Source organism: Zhongshania aliphaticivorans (assembly GCF_902705855.1).
Taxonomy (GTDB): Bacteria; Pseudomonadota; Gammaproteobacteria; order Pseudomonadales; family Spongiibacteraceae; genus Spongiibacter; species Spongiibacter aliphaticivorans_B.
On the sequence record NZ_CACSIJ010000013.1, the window covers coordinates 145,770 to 167,005 of the forward strand.

Annotated in this window: 15 protein-coding genes; 13 read left to right on the forward strand and 2 right to left on the reverse strand. The window is 48.0% G+C overall.

Features of this window, described 5'->3' with window-relative positions:
• Window positions 1-15 precede the first annotated feature (15 nt).
• The 10 genes from GVJ32_RS10320 (at window position 16) to GVJ32_RS10365 (ending at window position 11,277) form a co-directional block, all read left to right on the forward strand.
• The gene (locus GVJ32_RS10320) at window positions 16-1,176 is read left to right on the forward strand and encodes an acyl-CoA dehydrogenase family protein (protein WP_159239982.1); all 1,161 of its coding nucleotides are present in this window, start codon (window positions 16-18) and stop codon (window positions 1,174-1,176) included.
• Window positions 1,173-1,964 carry an enoyl-CoA hydratase gene (locus GVJ32_RS10325; protein WP_159239983.1) on the forward strand — a complete coding sequence of 264 codons (792 nt, stop codon included), beginning with the start codon at window positions 1,173-1,175 and terminating at the stop codon, window positions 1,962-1,964. Before GVJ32_RS10320 ends, GVJ32_RS10325 begins: the two co-directional genes overlap by 4 nt.
• Complete coding sequence (locus tag GVJ32_RS10330; protein ID WP_159239984.1) at window positions 1,964-3,085, forward strand: enoyl-CoA hydratase/isomerase family protein; 1,122 nt, start codon at window positions 1,964-1,966, stop codon at window positions 3,083-3,085. Before GVJ32_RS10325 ends, GVJ32_RS10330 begins: the two co-directional genes overlap by 1 nt.
• Window positions 3,086-3,211: 126 nt before the next feature.
• A complete protein-coding gene (gene mmsB, locus GVJ32_RS10335) occupies window positions 3,212-4,096 on the forward strand; it encodes a 3-hydroxyisobutyrate dehydrogenase (protein ID WP_159239985.1) in 885 nt (294 codons plus the stop codon).
• A gap of 194 nt (window positions 4,097-4,290) precedes the next feature.
• Window positions 4,291-4,821, forward strand: a complete 531-nt coding sequence (locus tag GVJ32_RS10340) for a shikimate kinase (protein ID WP_159239986.1) — start codon at window positions 4,291-4,293, stop codon at window positions 4,819-4,821.
• Window positions 4,822-4,949: 128 nt separating this feature from the next.
• A complete protein-coding gene (locus GVJ32_RS10345; protein ID WP_159239987.1) occupies window positions 4,950-5,447 on the forward strand; it encodes a 6-pyruvoyl trahydropterin synthase family protein in 498 nt (165 codons plus the stop codon).
• A 124-nt stretch (window positions 5,448-5,571) separates the two neighbouring features.
• A complete protein-coding gene (locus GVJ32_RS10350; RefSeq protein WP_159239988.1) occupies window positions 5,572-6,276 on the forward strand; it encodes an SDR family NAD(P)-dependent oxidoreductase in 705 nt (234 codons plus the stop codon).
• Window positions 6,277-6,586: 310 nt separating this feature from the next.
• Window positions 6,587-8,509 (forward strand): PrkA family serine protein kinase, encoded by a 1,923-nt coding sequence (locus GVJ32_RS10355; protein WP_159239989.1) that lies wholly within the window; start codon window positions 6,587-6,589, stop codon window positions 8,507-8,509.
• A gap of 30 nt (window positions 8,510-8,539) precedes the next feature.
• Window positions 8,540-9,763 (forward strand): YeaH/YhbH family protein, encoded by a 1,224-nt coding sequence (locus GVJ32_RS10360; protein ID WP_159239990.1) that lies wholly within the window; start codon window positions 8,540-8,542, stop codon window positions 9,761-9,763.
• A complete protein-coding gene (locus tag GVJ32_RS10365; protein WP_159239991.1) occupies window positions 9,760-11,277 on the forward strand; it encodes a SpoVR family protein in 1,518 nt (505 codons plus the stop codon). The genes GVJ32_RS10360 and GVJ32_RS10365 overlap by 4 nt, the downstream gene beginning before the upstream one ends.
• Before the next feature lie 60 nt (window positions 11,278-11,337).
• Here the strand turns inward: GVJ32_RS10365 and GVJ32_RS10370 are convergent, their stop codons facing one another.
• Window positions 11,338-12,153: an enoyl-CoA hydratase-related protein gene (locus tag GVJ32_RS10370; protein ID WP_159239992.1), complete on the reverse strand. Its 816-nt coding sequence runs from the start codon at window positions 12,151-12,153 to the stop codon at window positions 11,338-11,340.
• Between the two features lie 278 nt (window positions 12,154-12,431).
• On the opposite strand from GVJ32_RS10370, the gene GVJ32_RS10375 reads away from it, so the two are divergent.
• A complete protein-coding gene (locus GVJ32_RS10375) occupies window positions 12,432-12,722 on the forward strand; it encodes a DUF6482 family protein (RefSeq protein WP_159239993.1) in 291 nt (96 codons plus the stop codon).
• Between the two features lie 16 nt (window positions 12,723-12,738).
• Here the strand turns inward: GVJ32_RS10375 and GVJ32_RS10380 are convergent, their stop codons facing one another.
• Window positions 12,739-14,049: a hypothetical protein gene (locus tag GVJ32_RS10380; RefSeq protein ID WP_159239994.1), complete on the reverse strand. Its 1,311-nt coding sequence runs from the start codon at window positions 14,047-14,049 to the stop codon at window positions 12,739-12,741.
• Between the two features lie 500 nt (window positions 14,050-14,549).
• On the opposite strand from GVJ32_RS10380, the gene GVJ32_RS10385 reads away from it, so the two are divergent.
• Together GVJ32_RS10385 and GVJ32_RS10390 are read left to right on the forward strand one after the other, a co-directional pair.
• Window positions 14,550-16,751 (forward strand): peptidase M19, encoded by a 2,202-nt coding sequence (locus GVJ32_RS10385; RefSeq protein WP_159239995.1) that lies wholly within the window; start codon window positions 14,550-14,552, stop codon window positions 16,749-16,751.
• Window positions 16,752-17,032: 281 nt separating this feature from the next.
• The gene (locus GVJ32_RS10390; protein ID WP_159239996.1) at window positions 17,033-21,172 is read left to right on the forward strand and encodes a response regulator; all 4,140 of its coding nucleotides are present in this window, start codon (window positions 17,033-17,035) and stop codon (window positions 21,170-21,172) included.
• Window positions 21,173-21,236: the final 64 nt, after the last annotated feature.

The following is a 21,236-nucleotide window of genomic DNA, read 5'->3' on the forward strand; positions in this document are numbered from 1 at the left end:
TAAAAAGAGAACAACATGGACTTTAACCTTTCTGACGATCAAAAAGCGTTCGCCGAAAGTGCGCGGTCATTTGCTGACGGCGTGTTCAAGCCAAATGCGGCCCAATGGGACGCTGAACATATTTTTCCTAAAGATGCGCTAAAACAAGCCGGTGAGCTGGGCTTTATGGGTATGTATACCCCTGAAGACGCGGGTGGCTTGGGTATGAGCCGCTTAGATACCAGCGTGATTGTTGAAGAGCTGGCGCGGGGCTGTACCTCTACCGCCGCGTTTTTGACCATTCACAATATGGCGACCAGCATGGTCGGCACCTACGGTATGCCTGCCTTAATTGAAGAGTGGTGTGGTGATTTGGTGATGGGTGAGAAGCTGGCTTCTTACTGCTTAACCGAGCCCAGTGCTGGTTCAGATGCGGGAAGCCTACGCAGTACTGCCCGCGCCGATGGTGACAACTATATTGTTAACGGCAGCAAAATGTTTATCTCCGGCGCTGGCTCAACTGACCTGCTGGTCGTGATGTTGCGCACGGGTGCTGATGGTCCTAAAGGCATTAGCGCCTTTGCGATTCCGGCTGATGCACCGGGCGTAAGCTACGGTAAAAAAGAAGAGAAAATGGGCTGGAATAGTCAGCCGACTCGTACCGTGAGTTTTGAAGACGTGGTAGTCCCTGCTGCCAATATGCTTGGTAGTGAAGGCCAAGGTTTTAAGATTGCGATGAAGGGTTTGGATGGTGGTCGTATCAATATTGCCACCTGCTCCATAGGTACTGCCCAAGCCGCTCTTGAGGCGACCATTGAATACGTGAAAGAGCGTAAGCAGTTTGGTCAGGCAATTGCGGACTTCCAAAACACCCAGTTTAAATTGGCCGATATGACCACTGACTTAGTGGCTGCGCGGCAGATGGTGCGTTTGGCTGCCTTCAAACTTGATAGCAGCGACCCAGAAGCCAGTACCTACTGCGCGATGGCAAAACGCTTTGCTACCGATGTGTGTTTTAACATTTGTAACGACGCCCTGCAGTTGCACGGCGGTTATGGTTATATTAAAGAATACCCGCTGGAGCGGCATGTTCGCGATAGTCGTGTGCATCAGATTCTGGAAGGTACGAACGAAATTATGCGGGTCATTATTGGCCGACGTTTATTAATAGATGGCGCCTTGGAGGTGATTAAGTGAGCAACTACAGTCCCACAGAAAAACTAAAAGTAGAGATCATTGACCACACTGCTTTGATTACTATCGACAATCCCGGTGCAAATACGTGGGACTCTGAATCTTTAAGCGGTATGCGCGAGTTGATAGCCAATCTAAACGCTGACAAAAATATTTACAGCTTGGTTATTACTGGCGCTGGTGAGAAATTCTTCTCAGCGGGCGCAGATTTAAAAATGTTTGCCAGCGGCGACAAAGCCGTGGCGCAAGACATCGGTTTGAAATTTGGCCAAGCTTTTGAGGCCTTGGCTGATTTCCGCGGTGTATCTATTGCGGCAATCAATGGCTTTGCCATGGGTGGCGGTTTGGAGTGCGCCTTGGCCTGCGATATCCGCATTGCTGAAGCTCATGCACAAATGGCTTTGCCAGAAGCGAAAGTGGGCTTATTACCTTGTGCTGGCGGTACTCAGCGTTTGACTGCCTTGGTTGGTCCCGGTTGGGCGAAGCGCATTATTTTGTGCGGCGAGCGTATTAAAGCCGACAAAGCATTGAGCCTAGGTTTGGTTGAGGAAGTGGTCGAATCAGGTACTGCTAAAGCCGCGGCCTTGGCCTTGGCTGCACAGGTTGCCCAGCAGAGTCCTGTTTCAGTGACCTTCTGTAAGGAGCTGATTCACTCGCCGCGCGAAGCGGTTATGCCACAGGGCTTGTTGCTGGAGCGCGAGCGCTTCATTCAGTTGTTTGACACCTTAGATCAAAAAGAAGGCGTGAATGCCTTCCTTGAAAAACGCAGCCCAGAGTGGAAGAACGCGTAATGGAAGCGCATGTAGAAGAAGTTTTATTTGAAGAGCGTAAGTCGGCGAGTGGTCCTGCAGTGGGTGTTATTACCCTGAATGTAGAAAAAACGCTGAACTCGCTCACCCTGAACATGGTTGAGCTGATGCTGCTGAAGCTCCGCGAATGGCGCGAGCGTAGCGATATTGCCTGCGTCTTTATTCATGGCTCAGGCCAAAAAGCACTGTGTGCTGGTGGTGACGTTCAGGCTTTATATAAGTCATCTATTGAGCAGCCGGGCGGTCCTTGCGAGTACGCAGAAGCGTTTTTTGAGCAGGAATATCGTGTTGATTACTTGCTACATCAATTCGACAAGCCGGTCATTGTTTGGGGTCACGGCATTGTCATGGGTGGCGGCATGGGTGTGTTTGCGGCGGGCAGCTATCGGGTTGTCACCGAAAGAACCCGTCTTGCTATGCCAGAGATCACTATCGGTTTATACCCCGACGTAGGCGGTAGCTACTTCTTAAACCGCATGCCAGGGAATGCGGGTTTGTTTCTGGCCTTAACTGGCGCGTCGTTTAATGCTGCAGATGCGGTGTACCTTGGTTTGGCCGAAGGCTTTATTGAGCATGAGTACGCAGGTGAAGTCTTGAATGCGCTGACTGATGCTGTTTGGTCTACCGGCGTGGCTGAAAACCAAGAACGTGTTTTTGATTTGATGAATGGCTTTGCCGCTCGTTCTAAAGCGGCATTGCCGGCTGGGAATGTCGAAGCCGCAGCAGTAGAAATAGAACAGTTGTGTACTGGTGAAGACGATCTAGCGGTGATTAACAACATTATCGCCGCCCAGTCTGAAAATCCGTGGATACAGAAAGCTGCCGCGACCTTGGCATCGGGTTCGCCGCTGAGTGCTCGCTTGATTGCCGAGCAAATTCGCCGTTGTAATGGCCTGAGTCTGAAAGCGGCTTTTCAAGCTGAAGCGCTGCTATCGACAACCATTATTCGCCAGCCAGAATTTGCTGAGGGAGTTAGGGCCTTGCTAATTGACAAGGACAAGAACCCCGCATGGCAGCATGCGTCGCCAGCAGATGTGCCACAGGCATTAATTGAGCAGCATTTTACTGCGCCGTGGCCAGAAAATCCGCTGCACGATCTTTAAGGGATCGTGTGGCAAGTATTTGTAGAACGTTTAGTCGCAGGTTTTGAGGCGGTTTCGGTCGTCTCATTTTTTATATAAAAAGGGCGCCCATGTGGGCACCCGCAGTCTAATAAACAGGTGAGTATTATGGCTAAGGTAGCGTTTATTGGTTTGGGTAATATGGGCGGGCCAATGGCTGCCAATTTGGTCAAGGCCGGTCACCAAGTGACGGTATTTGATTTGGTAGAAGCGGCGATGGACGCGGTTGTTGCTCAGGGCGCAGGCAAAGCTGCCAGCGCACTTGAGGCGCTAGCGGGTGCAGATACCGTTATCACAATGCTACCCGCTGGTAAGCATGTTGCAGGTTTGTATTTGGGTGACGAAGGCCTTATTGCCAAAGCAGCAGACGGCACCCTGTTTATGGATTGCAGTACCATTGATGCAGACACCGCTCGCCGTGTTGGCGAAGCGGCGGCTGCACGTGGCCTGCAAATGATCGATGCACCTGTGTCTGGTGGTGTCAAAGCGGCGCAAGCCGGTACCTTGGCCTTTATGTGTGGCGGCAGTGCTGACGGCTTTGCCCGTGGCAAATTGGTGTTAGAAGGTATGGGTAAGAATATCTTCCACGCGGGTGATCACGGCGCCGGTCAAATCGCCAAGATCTGCAACAACATGTTATTAGCTGTGCACATGGTTGGCACCGCTGAAGCGTTGCAATTGGGTGCTAACAACGGCCTAGATCCTAAAGTGCTGTCAGAAATTATGCTGAATAGCTCTGGTAAAAACTGGTCCTTAGAGAACTACAACCCATATCCAGACGTTATGCCAACGGCACCGGCATCAAACGATTATAAGCCGGGCTTTATGGTTCAGCTGATGCTGAAAGACCTTGGTTTGGCGATGGAAAATAGCCTAGTTACCCAGAGTTCAGTGCCTATGGGTTCATTGGCGCGCAGCCTTTACGCTTCGTTCTCATCTAAGGGCAATGCTCAGCGTGACTTCTCCTCAATATTAGAAATGTTCCAGTCTTAATATTGCGGTGGGAGGGGGCCGTTGTCGTCCCCTTAATAAACGTCTTTACCCAGTTCCTTTCAAGTAAGATCTTTGGCGGTACCTGTTTCGACGGGTACCGTCTTTTTTTTTGTTTGTCATTCTGTATTTTTGTTGCTGCTACTTTGTGGCACTGTGATGTATTGCTTGGTGTATCTGAGGTATCCACTCTGTCTATGTCTGAAGTTGTGTCGTCCAGTGTTGTGCTTATCGGTATGCCGGGAGCGGGAAAATCCACTATTGGTCAGGCACTGGCATTGCGCCTTGGCGTCGAATTTGTCGATACCGATCGGCTCATAGAGCAGCGGGAAGGGCGGAGCCTGCAGGCGATGCTCGACGCTAGTGGCTACCAGTATTTGCGGGCTATCGAGGCGGATGTATTGCTGAGAAATGACTTCGTCAATAAAGTGGTAGCGACGGGCGGCAGCGCGGTGTACAGCGATGCCGCAATGATGCATTTACGACGTTTTGGCCCCTGTGTTTTTATTGATATATCTCTGTCAGCCATTGAGGATCGTGTGCAAAATTTTGCTGAGCGCGGTATTGCCGGTCCGCCAGGGCAGGATTTGCAAGGCGTTTACAGCGAGAGACTGCCTTTATACCAGCGCTATGCCGATATTACCGTTGATGGTGCCGGCCTAGATGAAGCAAGCTTATTGGTTGAGGTAGAGACCGCGTTGGCGGCTTATACTCGCTCAGGGGTGTAAGGGTTGGCAGCGCTGAGGTAAGCTATGACTATGTAGTTTTCTCTAAGTGGCGGCGGATATCGATTGCTGTTGCGCCGAGTCAAAACCCGAGTAGCGAGTCGCAATACTAATAAGGAATAGTGAGTGTAATGCCTGTAAAAGCCTACACCAGCATTGAAATTTGCAAAGAAGATCTAAAGTTCTCCGGCGCCCACTTCACCATTTTTTCTGCTACTGACCGAGAGCGTTTACATGGCCACAACTTTAAGGTCAGCCTGCTAGTAACGGCGGATGTTGGTGACAATGGCATGTGCTTTAGCTATGTGGAAATAAAGTCCCGCCTGCGCAAGTTGTGCGCTCGTCTTGATGAATACACGCTGTTACCCGCCGAATCGCCGTATATGCGAGTTGTCGAACGCGGTAATTTTTATATTGCTGAATTTAATGGTGAAGAGATCCCGTTTTTACAATCGGATACCTTGGTGTTGCCAGTTCGCAATACCACGGTCGAGGAGTTTGCGCGGTATTTATTAGAGCTGTTACTGACTGATGCGCCGTTTATAGAGGGCAACGAGATTCGCGAACTAGTGATGAAGGTGTCGTCGGGGCCGGGGCAATGGGGCTCGGCGAGTTGGACGCGCGACTAGCCGCCTGCGGCTAGCACTGCATTTAAGTAAAATCCAAAAGGGTGTGCGTCCGCTTGCCGGCTATGGTCGGTCGCGTCCACCTGTCAGTTTGATTCGTAAATATATTACTAGCTGGGAAAATGTCATGAGCAAAGTTTTGATATTGAGTGGTGGCAGCCAAGGTATTGGTTTTGCGACCGCAAAACGCTTTCTTGCTGAGGGCTATCGCGTTGTAAATCTATCTCGTCGGGCTATCGACTTGGCGGGTGCCGAGCACATTGGCGTCGATATGCAAAAGCGTGATTGGCTGGATAATTGCATTAACGACTTAGAGGCCGTAGCTAAAGACGCTGACGAGTTAGTGTTGCTGCATAACGCCGCTCGCCATGACAGCGATACAGTGAGAGATTTGTTGGTAGAAAACTTCGCTGATGTGCTACAAGTGAATTTAGTGGCACCGCAGCAACTGAACACCTTACTGATTCCGCTAATGAAACCAGGGTCGGCAATTTTGTATATGGGATCTACACTAAGTGAGAAAGCTGTCGCGGGCTGTGCATCATACATAGCGAGTAAGCATGGGGTGGTGGGCTTGATGAAGGCGACAACCCAGGATTTGATTGGTCGAGGTATACATACTGCCTGTATCTGCCCCGGGTTTACCGACACCGCGATGTTGCGGGGGAATCTTGGTGACGATCCCGTTGTGATGGCGGCGATTACGGGTATGGTCAGCTACGGTCGCTTGATTGATCCCACTGAGATTGTCGACACAATATGGTTTTGTGCACAGAGCCCGGTCATTAATGGCAGCGTGCTGCACGCCAATCTGGGGCAGATAGAGCGCTAGGATTAGCTCATAGAGCCAAGATAACGCCGCGGGCATACGCACATCGTGTGCGAAAATAGGTAGTATCCAAGATAGAGAATTTTTGTGATTCACACGATTATTTTTACCGTGATGCGACACAGTTCCGTTTTGAGATATCGTAATTTTTTATTAATAATTTTATCTAAATTATTGATAAACCAGCTGGATGACAGTTACGTATCAGAGTAGAGTAAAGTAAAGATGCTTGCACACTTTTAAGGCGCTCTGAATAGGTCGGCTAATTAGGTCATTCTCGGCGTCAAAGTACAGCACAGAGGAGATTGCAAAGATGGGCATACTTGAGAATGTTCGTGAGCAATACCTAAAGGGGCGTGACGAAGAAATGTCCCTAGAGGCCTACCTTGACCTATGCCGTCAAGACCCACTTGCTTACGCAACCCCCGCTGAGCGTATGCTTGCCGCAATAGGCGAGCCTGAGTTGATCGACACCCGCAAAGATCCGCGCTTATCCCGAATATTTTCTAATCGTCTTATCCCTCGCTACCCCGCGTTTGAAGAGTTTTATGGGCTTGAAGATGTTATTGCGCAAATAGTCGCTTTTTTCAAACATGCTGCGCAGGGCTTAGAGGAGCGGAAGCAGGTTCTGTATCTGCTTGGTCCGGTTGGCGGTGGTAAATCATCGATTGCCGAACGCTTGAAAAAGCTGATGGAAGCTGCACCGATATACGCTATTAAAGGCTCGCCAATTAATGAGTCGCCGCTGGGGCTATTTGATCCGCTACGTGACGGTAAACAGTTAGAAGAAGAGTACGGCATTCCCCAGCGTTACCTTACCGGCTTGTCCTCGCCTTGGGCGATAAAACGCCTAGAAGAGTACGAAGGTGATTTGTCGAAATTCCGAGTGGTAAAAATTCAGCCTTCGGTCTTGAAGCAAGTTGCGGTGACCAAAACAGAACCTGGCGACGATAATAATCAGGATATCTCTACCCTTGTGGGTAAGGTCGATATTCGTAAATTAGAAGCGTATGCGCAGGATGATCCAGACGCCTATTCCTATTCAGGTGGCTTGTGTCTCGCGAACCAAGGTTTACTTGAATTTGTAGAGATGTTCAAAGCACCCATCAAAATGCTGCATCCCTTATTAACAGCGACTCAAGAGGGTAACTACAAAGGCACTGAGGGCTTTTCGGCCATCCCATTCCAAGGGGTGATTCTTGCCCACTCCAATGAGTCGGAATGGCAGAGTTTCCGTAACGACAAACACAATGAAGCGTTTCTAGACCGCGTTTATATTGTGAAAGTGCCTTACTGTTTGCAGGTGTCTGAAGAAGTAAAAATTTACCAAAAATTGCTACGCCATAGCTCGCTCTCTGCTGCGCCTTGCGCGCCGGGAACCATGGAAATGCTAGCGCAGTTTTCGGTTTTATCGCGTCTTCACGAGCCAGAGAATTCCAGTATTTACTCTAAAATGCGGGTCTATGATGGCGAGTCCCTAAAAGATACTGACCCCGCTGCCAAGTCCTTCCAAGAGTATCGTGACTACGCGGGTATCGACGAGGGCATGAACGGCATGTCGACGCGGTTTGCATTTAAAGTGTTGTCGGCGGTTTTCAACTACGACAATTCTGAGATTGCCGCTAACCCAGTGCATCTAATGTACGTACTAGAACAGCGTATTCTTCGTGAGCAATTACCAGAAGACACCCAGCGCGTGTACCTAGAGTTTATTAAAGGTTGGCTCGCGGTGCGTTACGCAGAATACGTGGGTAAAGAGATTCAAACCTCGTATTTGGAATCGTACTCAGAATACGGTCAAAACATATTTGATCGCTATGTGACCTTCGCCGATTACTGGATACAGGACGAGGATTATCGCGATCCTGAAACCGGTGCTATTTTTGACCGTGGCACTTTGAATGGCGAGCTTGAAAAAATCGAGAAGCCTGCGGGTATCGCTAATCCCAAAGATTTCCGCAACGAGATTGTTAATTTTGTGCTGCGAGCACGGGCGCAAAATGAAGGCCGCAATCCAAGCTGGACCAGTTACGAAAAATTGCGTGAAGTGATTGAGAAGAAAATGTTCTCTAGCACAGAGGAGTTGCTCCCGGTTATTTCCTTTAATGCCAAGGCTTCGGTTGAAGATAAACAGAAGCACGAAAACTTTGTTACCCGAATGGTGGAGAAAGGATATACGCCTAAACAAGTGCGTTTGTTGTCTGAGTGGTATCTGCGGGTCAGAAAGGCAGGTTAATTATACGACCGTTTGTAGAAGGGGCGTACTATGTCAATGATTATTGACCGCCGCCTGAATGATCGCAACAAAAACGCGACGAATCGCCAGCGGTTTATCAAGCGGTACAAAGAGCAATTGCGACGGTCTGTCGCAGATATTGTGGCCGACCGATCCATCACCGATATGTCTCGCGGTGGCGAGGTTGGAATTCCCGTAAAGGACATTTCCGAACCGAGGTTTCGTATCGGTCGTGGTGGCGACCGAGAAATGGTACACCCCGGCAATAAGGAATTTAATACCGGCGATATGATTGCCAAACCTAAATCTGGCGGTGGTGGCGGCAGCGGTTCTGGTGGTGAAGGCCAAGGAGAGGACGGGCAAGATAATTTCATGTTTACTCTTTCTAAAGAAGAGTTCATGAATCTGTTTTTTGACGACCTCGAACTTCCTCGTCTGGCGCGAACCGTGCTGGGCGATTCTCAGCAATTTACCTATCGTCGTGCGGGTTATACGCCGAGTGGCGTTCCGGCTAATCTGTCGGTGCCACGCTCAGTTAAAAATGCCATGGCGCGCCGTATTGCATTAACTGCTCCGCTTAAGCGCGAGCTCGAGGAGCTGAAAACCTCCGGTGCTGACGTAGCCGAGATCGATGCACTTGAAAAAAGAATTGCACGTATTCCCTTTCTGGACGAATACGATCTACGGTTTCGTCATCGCGTAAAAGAACCCAAGCCTATTAGTCGAGCTGTGATGTTTTGCTTAATGGATGTTTCCGCCTCGATGTCGGAGAAAAAAAAGGATTTGGCAAAGCGGTTTTATACTTTGTTATACCTTTTCTTAAGTCGAAAATATGAAAAGGTTGAGCTGGTATTTATTCGCCATACCTCAAATGCCGAAGAAGTCGACGAACACGCTTTTTTCCACGACCCACAAACCGGCGGCACAGTGGTCATGTCGGCGTTGGATTTGATGATAGAAATTCAGCGTGAACGCTACTCACCTAATGAGTGGAATATATACGCCGCTCAAGTGTCAGATGGCGATGCGTTTGGAAGTGATCCACAACGCAGCGCGATGAGATTGAGCAAAGATATTCTGCCTTGGTGTAAATATTTTGCCTACGTTGAAGTACCGGACAGTCCTTCTACTATTACCCCTTTGGCCGCTGCGTATAGTCAGATTCGGAATGAAACCTTTGCAATGAGTACCGTCATGGATCGCAGCGATGTGTATCCAGTCTTGCGCGAACTGTTTCATAAGGAGTCTGCATGACAACAGTGAAAAGAAAGAAGACTATTTTATCCCACGGTGGTGATTGGGATTTCGAACTCTTACAGCGCTACGACAAGGAAATTTCTGCCATTGCCAAGGAGTATGGCCTTGATACCTATCCTAATCAGATAGAGGTTATCGCGTCTGAACAAATGCTAGATGCCTACGCTTCTGTCGGTTTGCCAATCAGTTACAGTCATTGGAGCTACGGCAAGGAATTTATACAGAACGAAGAAGCGTATCGGCGTGGCATGCGGGGCTTAGCTTACGAGCTGGTAATCAATTCCGACCCCTGTATCGCCTATTTAATGGAAGATAATAGTCTGCCGATGCAGGCGCTGGTTATTGCCCATGCCTGCTATGGTCACAATTCCTTTTTTAAAGGCAATTACCTGTTTAAACAGTGGACTAGCGCAGATGCGATAGTCGATTACATGGTATTTGCACGGAAGTATATTTTTGACTGCGAGCAGCGCTACGGCGAACAGCGTGTAGAGGAGACCATTGATGCCTGTCACGCGCTAATGGATCACGGTGTTGATCGTTTCCATCGGCCGTCGCCACTGTCGGCAGAAGACGAACTGCAGCGTCAGCACGAACGCGAAGAGCATGCGTGGACGCAGTACGATGATATATGGCGCACGCTTCCCCAAAAGACGGTGGATAAAGCCGGCGCTAAAAAGAAAAAGCGAACCTTTCCGCCTGAGCCACAAGAAAATTTATTGTATTTTGTCGAAAAGTACTCGCCAACACTGGAGCCGTGGCAGCGCGAAATTGTCAGAATCGTTCGCAAGCTCGCTCAGTATTTCTATCCCCAGGGTTTAACTAAAGTGATGAACGAGGGCTGGGCAACCTTTTGGCATTACACCTTGTTGAATACCATGTACGACCGCGGGCTGGTTGATGACGGCTTTATGTTCGAGATTTTGCAGTCTCATACCAATGTGGTCATGCAGCCGGGTTTTGATCACCCTGGCTATTCGGGTATCAATCCCTATGCCCTAGGTTTCGCAATGATGCGTGATATACGCCGAATTTGTGAAGAGCCAGACGATGAGGATCGGGCGTGGTTTCCCGATATAGTGGACAAAGATTGGCGCGAGGTGCTCGATTTCGCCATGCGCAACTATAAGGACGAGTCGTTTATTGCCCAGTATTTGTCGCCCAAATTGATTCGTGAATTTCATTTGTTTGCGATTGCCGACAAGCATAAAGAAGATCACCTAACCGTTGAAGCTATTCACAATGAGGCTGGTTACCGTGAAGTGCGGCGCTTGCTGTCAAAGCAATATAATCGTGATGTGCTGATTCCCGATATTCAAATATTGCGTTACGAGCACATGGGGGATAGATCATTGGTTCTGCGCTATAACCAGCTTCGCGAGCGACCATTAACCGACGATGCGAAGGAGGTATTGAAACATCTCAGCCGCCTGTGGGGATTTACAGTTACGATGGAGGTGTTTGAAGAGGGGCGTGGTGTGGTCGACAAAGTAGAAGTAAGTCCTGCCTGATTTTTTGCCACCACATACTGTGGTGGCAAATAACTGTACTGCACAACGGTGTGTTTTAGATTAATTGCCCTCAAATTGCGCAGTTGTTTTATTTAAGAAGGCATTTAGTGCACGTTGATGATCTTCGGTGTGATGGCATTGGCCCTGAACATCAGCGCATACATCGAGAAAATCCCCAAGCTCTTGTCGCTGTGCCAACTTCATTAAGCGCTTAGTTGCCCGCAGGGCCTGCGGTGGTTTACTGGCGTATTCACTTGCGTAGCGTTCGGCGGTAGTGAGCAGTGTTTCTTTTGGTACACATTCAAGTAACAGTCCGAGTTTGAGTGCTTCGGCGCTGTCGATGATGCGTCCGCTAAAAGTGAGTTCGGCCGCGCGTTGGTAGCCGACTAAGCGTTGCAGAAACCATGCACCGCCATCGCCGGGAATGATGCCAAGGTTGATGAAGGTTTCGCCAAAGCGAGTCTGCTCACAGCCAATACGAATATCCGCCATGCAGCAAAGGTCGAAGCCGGCGCCGACTGCCGCGCCATTAACGGCGGCAATGGTGATGATTTCTGCGTTATGCATGGCGTGGGATATACGTTGAATCCCGTCTTTATAGCTGGCGCTAATTTCGGTGGCGCTACCGCCAAACATTCCCACTTTGTCACGCATATCTTTGATGTTTCCGCCTGCGCTAAATGCGGAGCCCGCACCGGTAATAATCAGGCAAGATATCTCTTTGTTTGCGTTTGCCCATTCTATGGTGGCGCATAAATCATCAATGAGTGTGGTTCCGGTTAGCGCATTGCGAACGTCGTCGCGCTCAAAGCACAGGGTGGCGTAACGATTGGTGACAGTAAGTGTGGCGTCGCAAAGTATTGGTTGGGCAGGCATAGGAGGTGGATTCCGAGTGAAAACAAAGTTAAAAAATTATAGCAAAGTAAATGCAACTAAGTTGTTTTGAATGGGGTCATAAAATGGGAGCAGAGAAAATTTTTAAGCTGGCCTTGTTTTTGCAGTCACATATTGGACAGCAGAGCCATATATGCATTTTTGCGATTAGTTGAGTTTGACGGGAATTGATCTACTACTGCAGTGCATACGTAATGAGTTTTTATTTGTGTGTTGGCATATATGCTGTATTCCATTCGCACATAATAATAGGTGAAAAAATGACCAAAGTATTTACAGACCAGTTAGCGGCATTACCTATTACAGAAATTGTAATTAAGGCAATAGAAGGAGGACGCTATACTGCATTTTTGGCCTTAGAAGGCAGACTGTTGCGAATATACGAGCTAGACAATACGGCTTTGTGTCGTCGTAGTATTGCCGATATAAAATCTGTTTTACTTGAATATGGTTGTGGAAAGAGAGCGGTGTTAGTTCATCATTCCGCGAATGATGAACTCATGGTAAATGAGTCCGCGCTAGGTTCGGCCATGAAGCTTGCTCTAGGATAAAGATTAGAAAATATCTTTATCTCGGGTTTCCCATGGGTAATGACAGTATCCAAAGTCCGGCGACGGTAAAGGCGATCATTAATAGCAGCATTGGAATTTGGCTTAGCATGGCTTGCCGTTTCGAGCTAAATAATCCAAGCGCTTGGCGATGGGCAATATAGACACTCATAATATGCCCAAGCACAATTAGACTTAGCTGCGCATGCCAGACTGTTTCGACATTTGGAATAATTGGCGCTCGAAACCACCCGGCAGTAGAAAAAATATTCATGCCAATACCAAAAGGGTCCGATGCCAAGCTGATGATCTTAATACCCTGTGTTTGTACTAATGGATAGTAGTGGCTTAGGTGGTAGGCCAGCACAATGGGCAGTAGTGAATAAGCAAAATGCAAAGCGAGTTGTTTGCTAGTGAGCGTGCTTTTCGAAATATATTTACTTATGGCAATAAAGCCAAAATAAATTAAAAAATAGAGTAAGGGTAAGAATACTAACCACGTTGTTTGATAGATTAAATACAGTGTCCTTAATTTTGGATAGGCGCTGAACGGATTTTTCCCGACGTACGGTTGTAGGTAAGGATTTAGTTCAACCCAGAACGTGCGTACCCAGAGCTGTGACTCGTGTAGACCGTCAAAGGCAGTTGAGGCGAGCATGCATAAAATGAAGGCGAGTAGGCTAAGTTCGGAAGGAGATGATCGATTCAATCGTATAAACGGGCTCTGAACGTACACATCTGGATCAGAATTCCCCTTTGTTATATTTCTGAATACAAAGCTCATTTTTGAGAGCAACATCAAAAGAACACTAAATAACTCACCGTATTTATACCAATTGTTTGTGCCTACTAACCCTGCTGCTAGTAAATTAAATACGGTGTAGGCGAGCAAATATTGAGATAGCGACAATGGTGTTGCAGACCCAAATAACTCTATCCAGATAAAACCCATATACAGAATAGTGGCAGGCCAATAACTTAGCTGCGCCGGGTAGTTGAATAGCCCCTGGTGGTAGGATTTATAAAATCGGCCAATGCCATCTGACAGTATTTTCCACGGGTTTAACCATTGGTAACTATTTCCCGTAAACGCGCAGATATAAGTGTAGGCCAGTACAAAAATCACCCAGAAAAAGGTCATATTAAAGTTGCCATAGGGATTGCGGTTGCCAAAAAAGCCAGTCGCAATGCATAGCAATAGCATGAATACGCTCAGCCCTTTTAGCCAAGGTTTTACGGATCGCAATGTTGAGATCAGTGTGGAGGGAATGCTTAAACGCATACTTGAATTAGTTTGCGAGCGTTCGCCGTGCAAAAAATACCCGAACACGATAAAGGACACCGCAACAGCCGCGGCAGAGCCGTATAGATATAAAGACAGTGGTACAGGTAAGGAATACGTTTGGCCGAATGAGTGGGCGTAAGATGTATTGCAATAAAGTAGGCTTATAGCTATCAGCCCAAAGAATCTGATTAGACGAGGTTGTGAGTGAGGGGCTACCCGTAAAAGCCCCTTGCGTAGCGTGTAAGAGGCCGTTTTCTTGATACTGCATTTACTCATCTTATTGCCTTGTTGAGTTTAGTGCTTGGCCTGCCATACCTTACTAAGGTGATGGCGATCTTGGTAATAGCTGCTAATAATAAGCATAAGGGGCTATCCGTGGTGGTTAACTTCTTTGAAGTTGCTATCGGTTGTTTGTAAATGTGACTTCTGACACGGCAGCTAGTGTGTATTGTTAGATATAACTGCACATTATGATAGCATGCGCCATTGTGAAATTGCTTGGCAGCGGTTGGGTCGGCAATACCGGTCTATTTTAGGATGCGACTATGTCTGTATTTTCTCGTATAGGAATTATTCTTGCTGTTGCTGCGGCGCTGTCAGCCTGTGGCGGCTCTTCTTCATCCTCGTCATCGCGGGGGAACTCCGCTCCCACGCTCAGTTTTGCTGAGAACAACTTTGTTTTAGCAAATTCCTGTTTTGCGATGCGAGATAGTGCTGGCCGTTTTGTGGTTCGAGGCGACGACGGTAACTATGTATCTAACGCGACAAGGCTGGCCGACGCGACGCCGTTTTATATGAAGCCAACGGCGCTGGGTGAATATCTTATTTATGGCGACGATGGCACATTTTTAAATGTTGCCGCTGGCATTATTAAAAGTGCTGCCACACCGTCTGAAACATCGAATTGGATTGTGAGTGGGGTGGGTACAAGCTTTACCTTGGTGTCTGAGTTCGCAGCAGGCATGGCGCTGGCGGTGAATCCTAGCACGGCTCGACTGGAACTGGCCGATGCCTCGGCGGCAAGCGTATTCCAGTTTGCGGAGAATACAGGCTGTGCAACATTTCCAGAATTGAGTACCAATGTCAGTGGCACTACTTATAAAGGGCGTGGCGTTGATGCACCGGTTATTGGCTTTGCCGATGTTCACTCTCATATCAGTGCAACGACCTTCTTAGGTGGCGCCCACGCTGGACGGCCTTTCCACCCCTTTGGTGTGACGGAGGCGATGGGCAGTTGTGAAGCTGAGCATGGCCCTCAGGGTTCTCTAGATTTGGTTGGCAATTTGATGGGCCCGAGTGGTATGCCTTTAGGCGTACACGATACCGCTGGCTGGCCAACGTTTGTAGACTGGCCTAAGCGCGACGCGCTGACCCATGAAGCAATGTACTACAAGTGGATTGAGCGGGCATGGCTGGCGGGTTTGCGGGTCTTAGTGAACGATTTAGTTGAGAATGAAGTACTTTGTACATTGCAATCCGAGGCCGCTATTGCCAGTCAGTCAGGCTTTGATTTAGCAGACATTATTGGCGATGCGGCGGGAATGGTCACGCTAGCAAAATGCAATGAGATGGAAAGTGCGATATCGCAGATCCAGTTTATGCAAGATATGCAAGACTATATTGATGCTCAAGAAGGTGGGCCGGGTCTCGGTTGGTTCCGTATCGTTGATAATCCAGCGACCGCGCGTGAAGTTATTAATGAGGGCAAACTTGCGGTTGTTCTCGGTATTGAAATTTCTCACCTTTTTAATTGCGATGTGACTCAGCCTGGCGGACTTACCGAATTTAGCGGCTGCGATGAAGCAGAAATAGCGACGCAGATGGATCGCCTATACGATTTGGGTGTGCGTGAGATGTTCCCCATTCACGAATTTGATAACGCGTTTGGGGGCAATGGGATCTTTGACGGCTTGGTACTTAACGTTGGTAACTTTGTTGATACCGGCAAATTTTGGCAGACCTATGACTGCCCTGAGCAGCCGTATTTCTTTGAGGCTGGCGCGATCATGACCTCGCTAGATCCTTCCGGTGGTGGCAACCCCGTGTCGGATTTACTCACGGAACTTACCCAAGGTATATTGCCGATTTATCCAACCGCAAAGCGTCAGTGTAATGCGCGTGGCCTGACCGAACTTGGCGAGTTTATGTTTCAGCGCATGATGGACAAGAAGCTGATTATTGAAATTGATCACTTAGAATTGTCGATTAAAGATGACGTTCTGGCGATGGCAGAGGCCAAAACGCCAAAGTATCCGCTGGTATCTACCCACGGTGGTCACGGGGGCATTAGTATTGAGCAGGCCAAGCGCATATTGGACGTTGGTGGAATTTTGTATCCCGCTAAGGGCAATGGTAAGCAATTTGTTGCAGACCAAAACCGCTTGCGCCCCCTCAAAAGTAGTAACTTTGATTTTGCGATGGGCTACGGTGCCGACACCAATGGCTTGGCGACGCAGTCTGGGCCTCGTGGTAGTGATTCCGTCAATGTTGGCTATCCTTTCACTCTGTTTAGCGGAGAAGGCTGGGGAGCGCAATTTGCCGACATTCCCGCGCTGACCTTTCAACAGTCAGTGGTGCCTGAGGGTAATCGCAGTTTTGATATTAATGCCGAAGGGTTGGCTCACTACGGCATGATTGCTGATTGGGTAGAAGCGGTACGTATAGAAGGGGGGGAGCAGGCCATCACTGATCTGTATAACTCCGCAGAAGTCTACTTGCAGATGTGGGAGCGAACAATTAACCGCTAATTTGCCACGTGGGCGGCGAGCGCTGCCCACGCCTCTTCTCAGCCTTAGCATACTTTCGTAAGGCTCTTATCTATATACCTCAAAAGCATAAACTATTTCAGTGCTTTTGGCGGTTGTTCTTTGTAAAACCTACGGCAATTGCTAATTGAGACTTTAGGGCTCAGGGTCTATAAGATACTAAACTAAGTACGGCGGCGTGAGATCGAGATTATAACGGCTATGCAATTACGTTATAGTCATCCTGAGGTCTATTTTGCCCTTAGCATTAATGGGAGTATTGGGTGTTTAAAAGCTATAAATCGATAGTGAATGCGCTGCAGTGGCGGTATATCGTCATAGTGCTGCTGATTTTTGCGGTGGCAGCAACGGTGATGATCCCAATCTCGGACCACAATGTCCGCAAGAGTCAGGTGAATACGCTGGCGCGTCACCTTGATGACGTGGCGGCCGCCCGCAGCAAGGCCTTGCTTGCTACTTTAGACAGGCTTAAAAAAGACGCTTACTTTCTGTCTGGAACCCCTCCAATCAGTGGCATTATTCGCGCTAGCCGCAACAATGGTTTTGACGAGCGGGAAAAAAGCTCTCTTCAAATATGGTCAAAGCGCCTACAAGAGATTTTTGAGGCCTATCTAGAAACCCACCCCTCCGTTATGCAGGTGCGCTATATCGGTGTTGATGATGGTGGTAGAGAACTCGTGCGGGTAGACCGCAAAGATGGTCGCATTCGCAAAATAAAAGCGGGCGGGTTACAGCAAAAGTCCGACAGTGAGTATTTTAAAGAGGCCATGACCCGTCATGCCGGCGAAGTCTATGTTTCACAAATTAATTTAAACCGCGAGTACGGTGAGATCGAAGTGCCTCACGTGCCAACATTGCGCCTAGCGACGCCGATTATTGATGATCAAGGCGTGTTTGGCATACTTGTGATTAACCTAAATATGGAAGAGATCTTCCGTACCTTAGGCAGTGAATTAGAAAGCTATGAAAATATTTATGTGCTGAATGGCGATGGTGATTTTCTTTTACATCCCGTGCAAGAAAAAACATTCGGTTTTGAGTTGGGGAAAAACTATCGCTGGTCTGACGAGTTCAGTACCGGCGACGATGACACCGATTCGGCATTTATTCGTTTAGACAATCAAAATGTCGTTCACGCGATATTGAGAACAATCACGTACGACACTAATCGTTCTATTGATTTAGTTGTCACCGCGCCAAACACAGTCATTGATGATGCGGTGGCAGCGGCGAGACTGTTTAATCTTTACATTTTATTTGGGTTTATCGCTGTATCCTTGCTTTTTATATACCTCGTTGCGGTTAACCTTCGTCGCCGTGCACTGGCAGATCAACAAAATGCAAGCATGGCGGCCATTGTTGATGGAACCGATGATGCGGTGGTGAGTAAAGCGCTCAGTGGTGTAGTACAGAGTTGGAACCGCGCCGCGGAAGCGATGTTCGGCTACAAAGCAAGTCAAGCTATCGGTCAGAAAATGACAGACCTTATTGTTCCAGAAAGCTTACTGTCGGAAGAGCTTGGAATATTCTCGCGTGTTTCTAAAGGCGAAACGGTCTCTGATTTTATAACTCAGCGTCGCACCTTAGGCGGTGACCTTATTGATGTTGCTATTACTGTTTCGCCTGTGCAGCGCGAGGGGGGCGAGATATTTGGTATCGCACATATCATTCGTGATATCTCCGAAGTAAAGGCTGCGCAAGAGCAATTAGTTTTATTGAATGAGCAGCTCGAGAAGCAAGTTGAACTGAGAACTCGGGAGCTACAGCGAACTGCTGCCTTACAAAATGGTATTTTAACTAATGCGGGATACGCTATTTTTACTAATCGTCCCGACGGCACAATCACATTGTTCAACCCCGCTGCAGAGAAAATGCTGGGTTATAGCGCAGATGAGGTCGTTGATAAAAAGCCAATGTGGATGTTGTTTGAACCTTCGGAAATTCAGCCTGAACTAGAGCGCCTTAGTAAAGCAGGCGGTACCGGAGATCAAATCCTTAGCAATGTGAACTATGAGCGTGAATGGACCTTCGTTCGCAAAGACGGTTCGCATTTCCCCGTCATGCTGAAAAGCAATACCTTGTACGATAACGATCAGCAAGTGATCGGCTACTTAGGTATTGCACGGGATTTAACAAAACAAAAACGGCAACAGCAAGAGCTAGAGGAAGCGAAAGCGATTGCGGAGGATGCGAGCAAGGCAAAAAGTGAGTTTTTGGCCAATATGAGTCATGAAATACGCACGCCAATGAACGCGGTGTTGGGTATGTTAAACCTGCTTAAATATACCGATATGACAGATCGACAATTAGATTATGTGCGCAAAGCCAGCGGCGCGGCAGAGGCCTTGTTGGGAATAATTAATGATATTTTGGATTATTCAAAAATTGAAGCTGGAAAATTAATTCTCGATATTCGTCCAGTTATTATTGACGATGTTTTACGTGATATCGCCGTGATCCTCAGCATGAATCTTAGCGAAAAAAATGTAGAGATTTTGTTTAATATCGATCCCGATGTGCCGAAGATGGTGATGGGCGATGCACTAAGAATGAAACAGATCTTGATTAACCTTGCAGGAAACGCGGTGAAGTTTACCGAGCAAGGTGAAGTGATGTTGTCTTTGTATGTGCAGTATGAGCGCCAGCAAAGATTGGTGCTTGGGTTTAGCGTGCGCGATACCGGTATCGGCATGACGCAGGAGCAGCAGCAACGGGTGTTTGAATCTTTTGCTCAGGCTGAGGCGGGTACCAACCGCCGTTTCGGCGGCACAGGTTTAGGTCTGGTTATTAGTCAGCGTCTTATTCGGTTTATGGGCGGTGAGCTAGAAGTAGAAAGTGAGCTGGGTAAGGGAAGTACTTTTTCATTTTCATTGATAGTTGATAAGGTCGAAGATCAGGAGTTGATCGAAGCCGGGCGGCGAGTTGTTGCGCCTGAGTGTCGAAACTTACATATATTGATAATTGATGATAATGCCAGTGCACGACAGATTATTTCTGGAATTTGTGAATCCCTTGGTTGGAGTGCGGTGGAGTCCGAATCTGGTGAAAAAGCAGTTGAGTTGATAAAAGAGAGCCTTGTTAGCGGCAAACGTTTTGATATTGCTTTCATCGATTGGATGATGCCGAACATGGATGGCTGGGAAGCTGCAAAGGCCATTCGGAATTTAGGGGAGAGTGCAGAATTACCGCGTCTGGTAATGGTTACCGCCCATGCTAGGGAGGTATTTGATCAACGTGTTGATGCAGAACATTCGCCTTTAAATGGATTTTTAATGAAGCCGGTGACAGCATCAGATATATATAACTCCGTGGTTGACGCTCAGTCTGGGAAGCTGTCAGCAGCCTTGGAGAATGGTTCTCGCGATGCTCAAAAGGCTAAAAATTCTCTTTCAGGTATGCGTATATTACTTGTTGAGGACAACTTAACTAATCAACAGGTGGCCCGGGAGTTATTGGCGATAGAGGGGGCGGAGGTTGATGTCGCCGACAACGGGCAAATTGGTGTTGACCGTATTCGTCGTGCCGAAATGCCCTTCGATGTGGTGCTGATGGATTTACAAATGCCGGTAATGGACGGTTACGAGGCAACGCGGGAAATTCGTGAAACTCTGGGCCTTAAGTTCTTGCCAATAATAGCCATGACGGCAAATGCTATGCCTTCTGATAAGGCGGCGTGTTTAGCTGCGGGGATGAATGACCATATTGGTAAGCCATTTGAATTGGCAGAATTGGTAAATGCTTTATTAAAAGCCGCTGGTAGGGAGCAAAATCCGAGCACAGCTGAGCTTGAAAGAAATGACGCTGTTCCCAACAACATTACGTTGCCGGAAGCGCCGAAGGGGTTTGTTTTTAAAGAAGCCCTGCTGAGAATGGGGAATAACCGCAAGCTGTATGCTAGCCAAGCGCGTATGTTTGCAGATCGGCATTGCAATGATGTACAGAGAGTGCGGGATTTATTGCACAAAAATAATCGCCCTAGTGCGGTTCGTGAGTTGCACACTCTGAGAGGGGTGTCGGCGACGTTAGGGGCGCAGGCATTGGCGGCATCGCTGTCTGAGGCTGAATTAGCCGCGAAAAGTGTCGTTGAGGTGTCGGTCATTGAAACGATACTTAGTAAATCTGACGAGTTACTGCAGCAAGCGAGTGAAGTGCTGGCGGATCTTGCTAATCATCTCGATCCTCTTGAAGCTGTCAATACAGCTGACAAAGACTTAGACGAGGAAAAGCTACAAGAGCTGCTTCAGCTTTTGAAAGAAAGTAATATGCGTGCGATGGACGTTTATGCAGAATTGAAGGCAGGTCTGCTTGCTTATACTGATCAAGCGCAGGCCTTGGATGAGGCAATCTCGATGTTGGATTTTGCTAAAGCCTACGAGATTCTCAATAGTATTTTGCCAGCGTAAGTTTGAGTTTGTATGATGAACTTTTCTGTGCGCTGTCGTCAGTTGTGAATGCACAAATATTCAA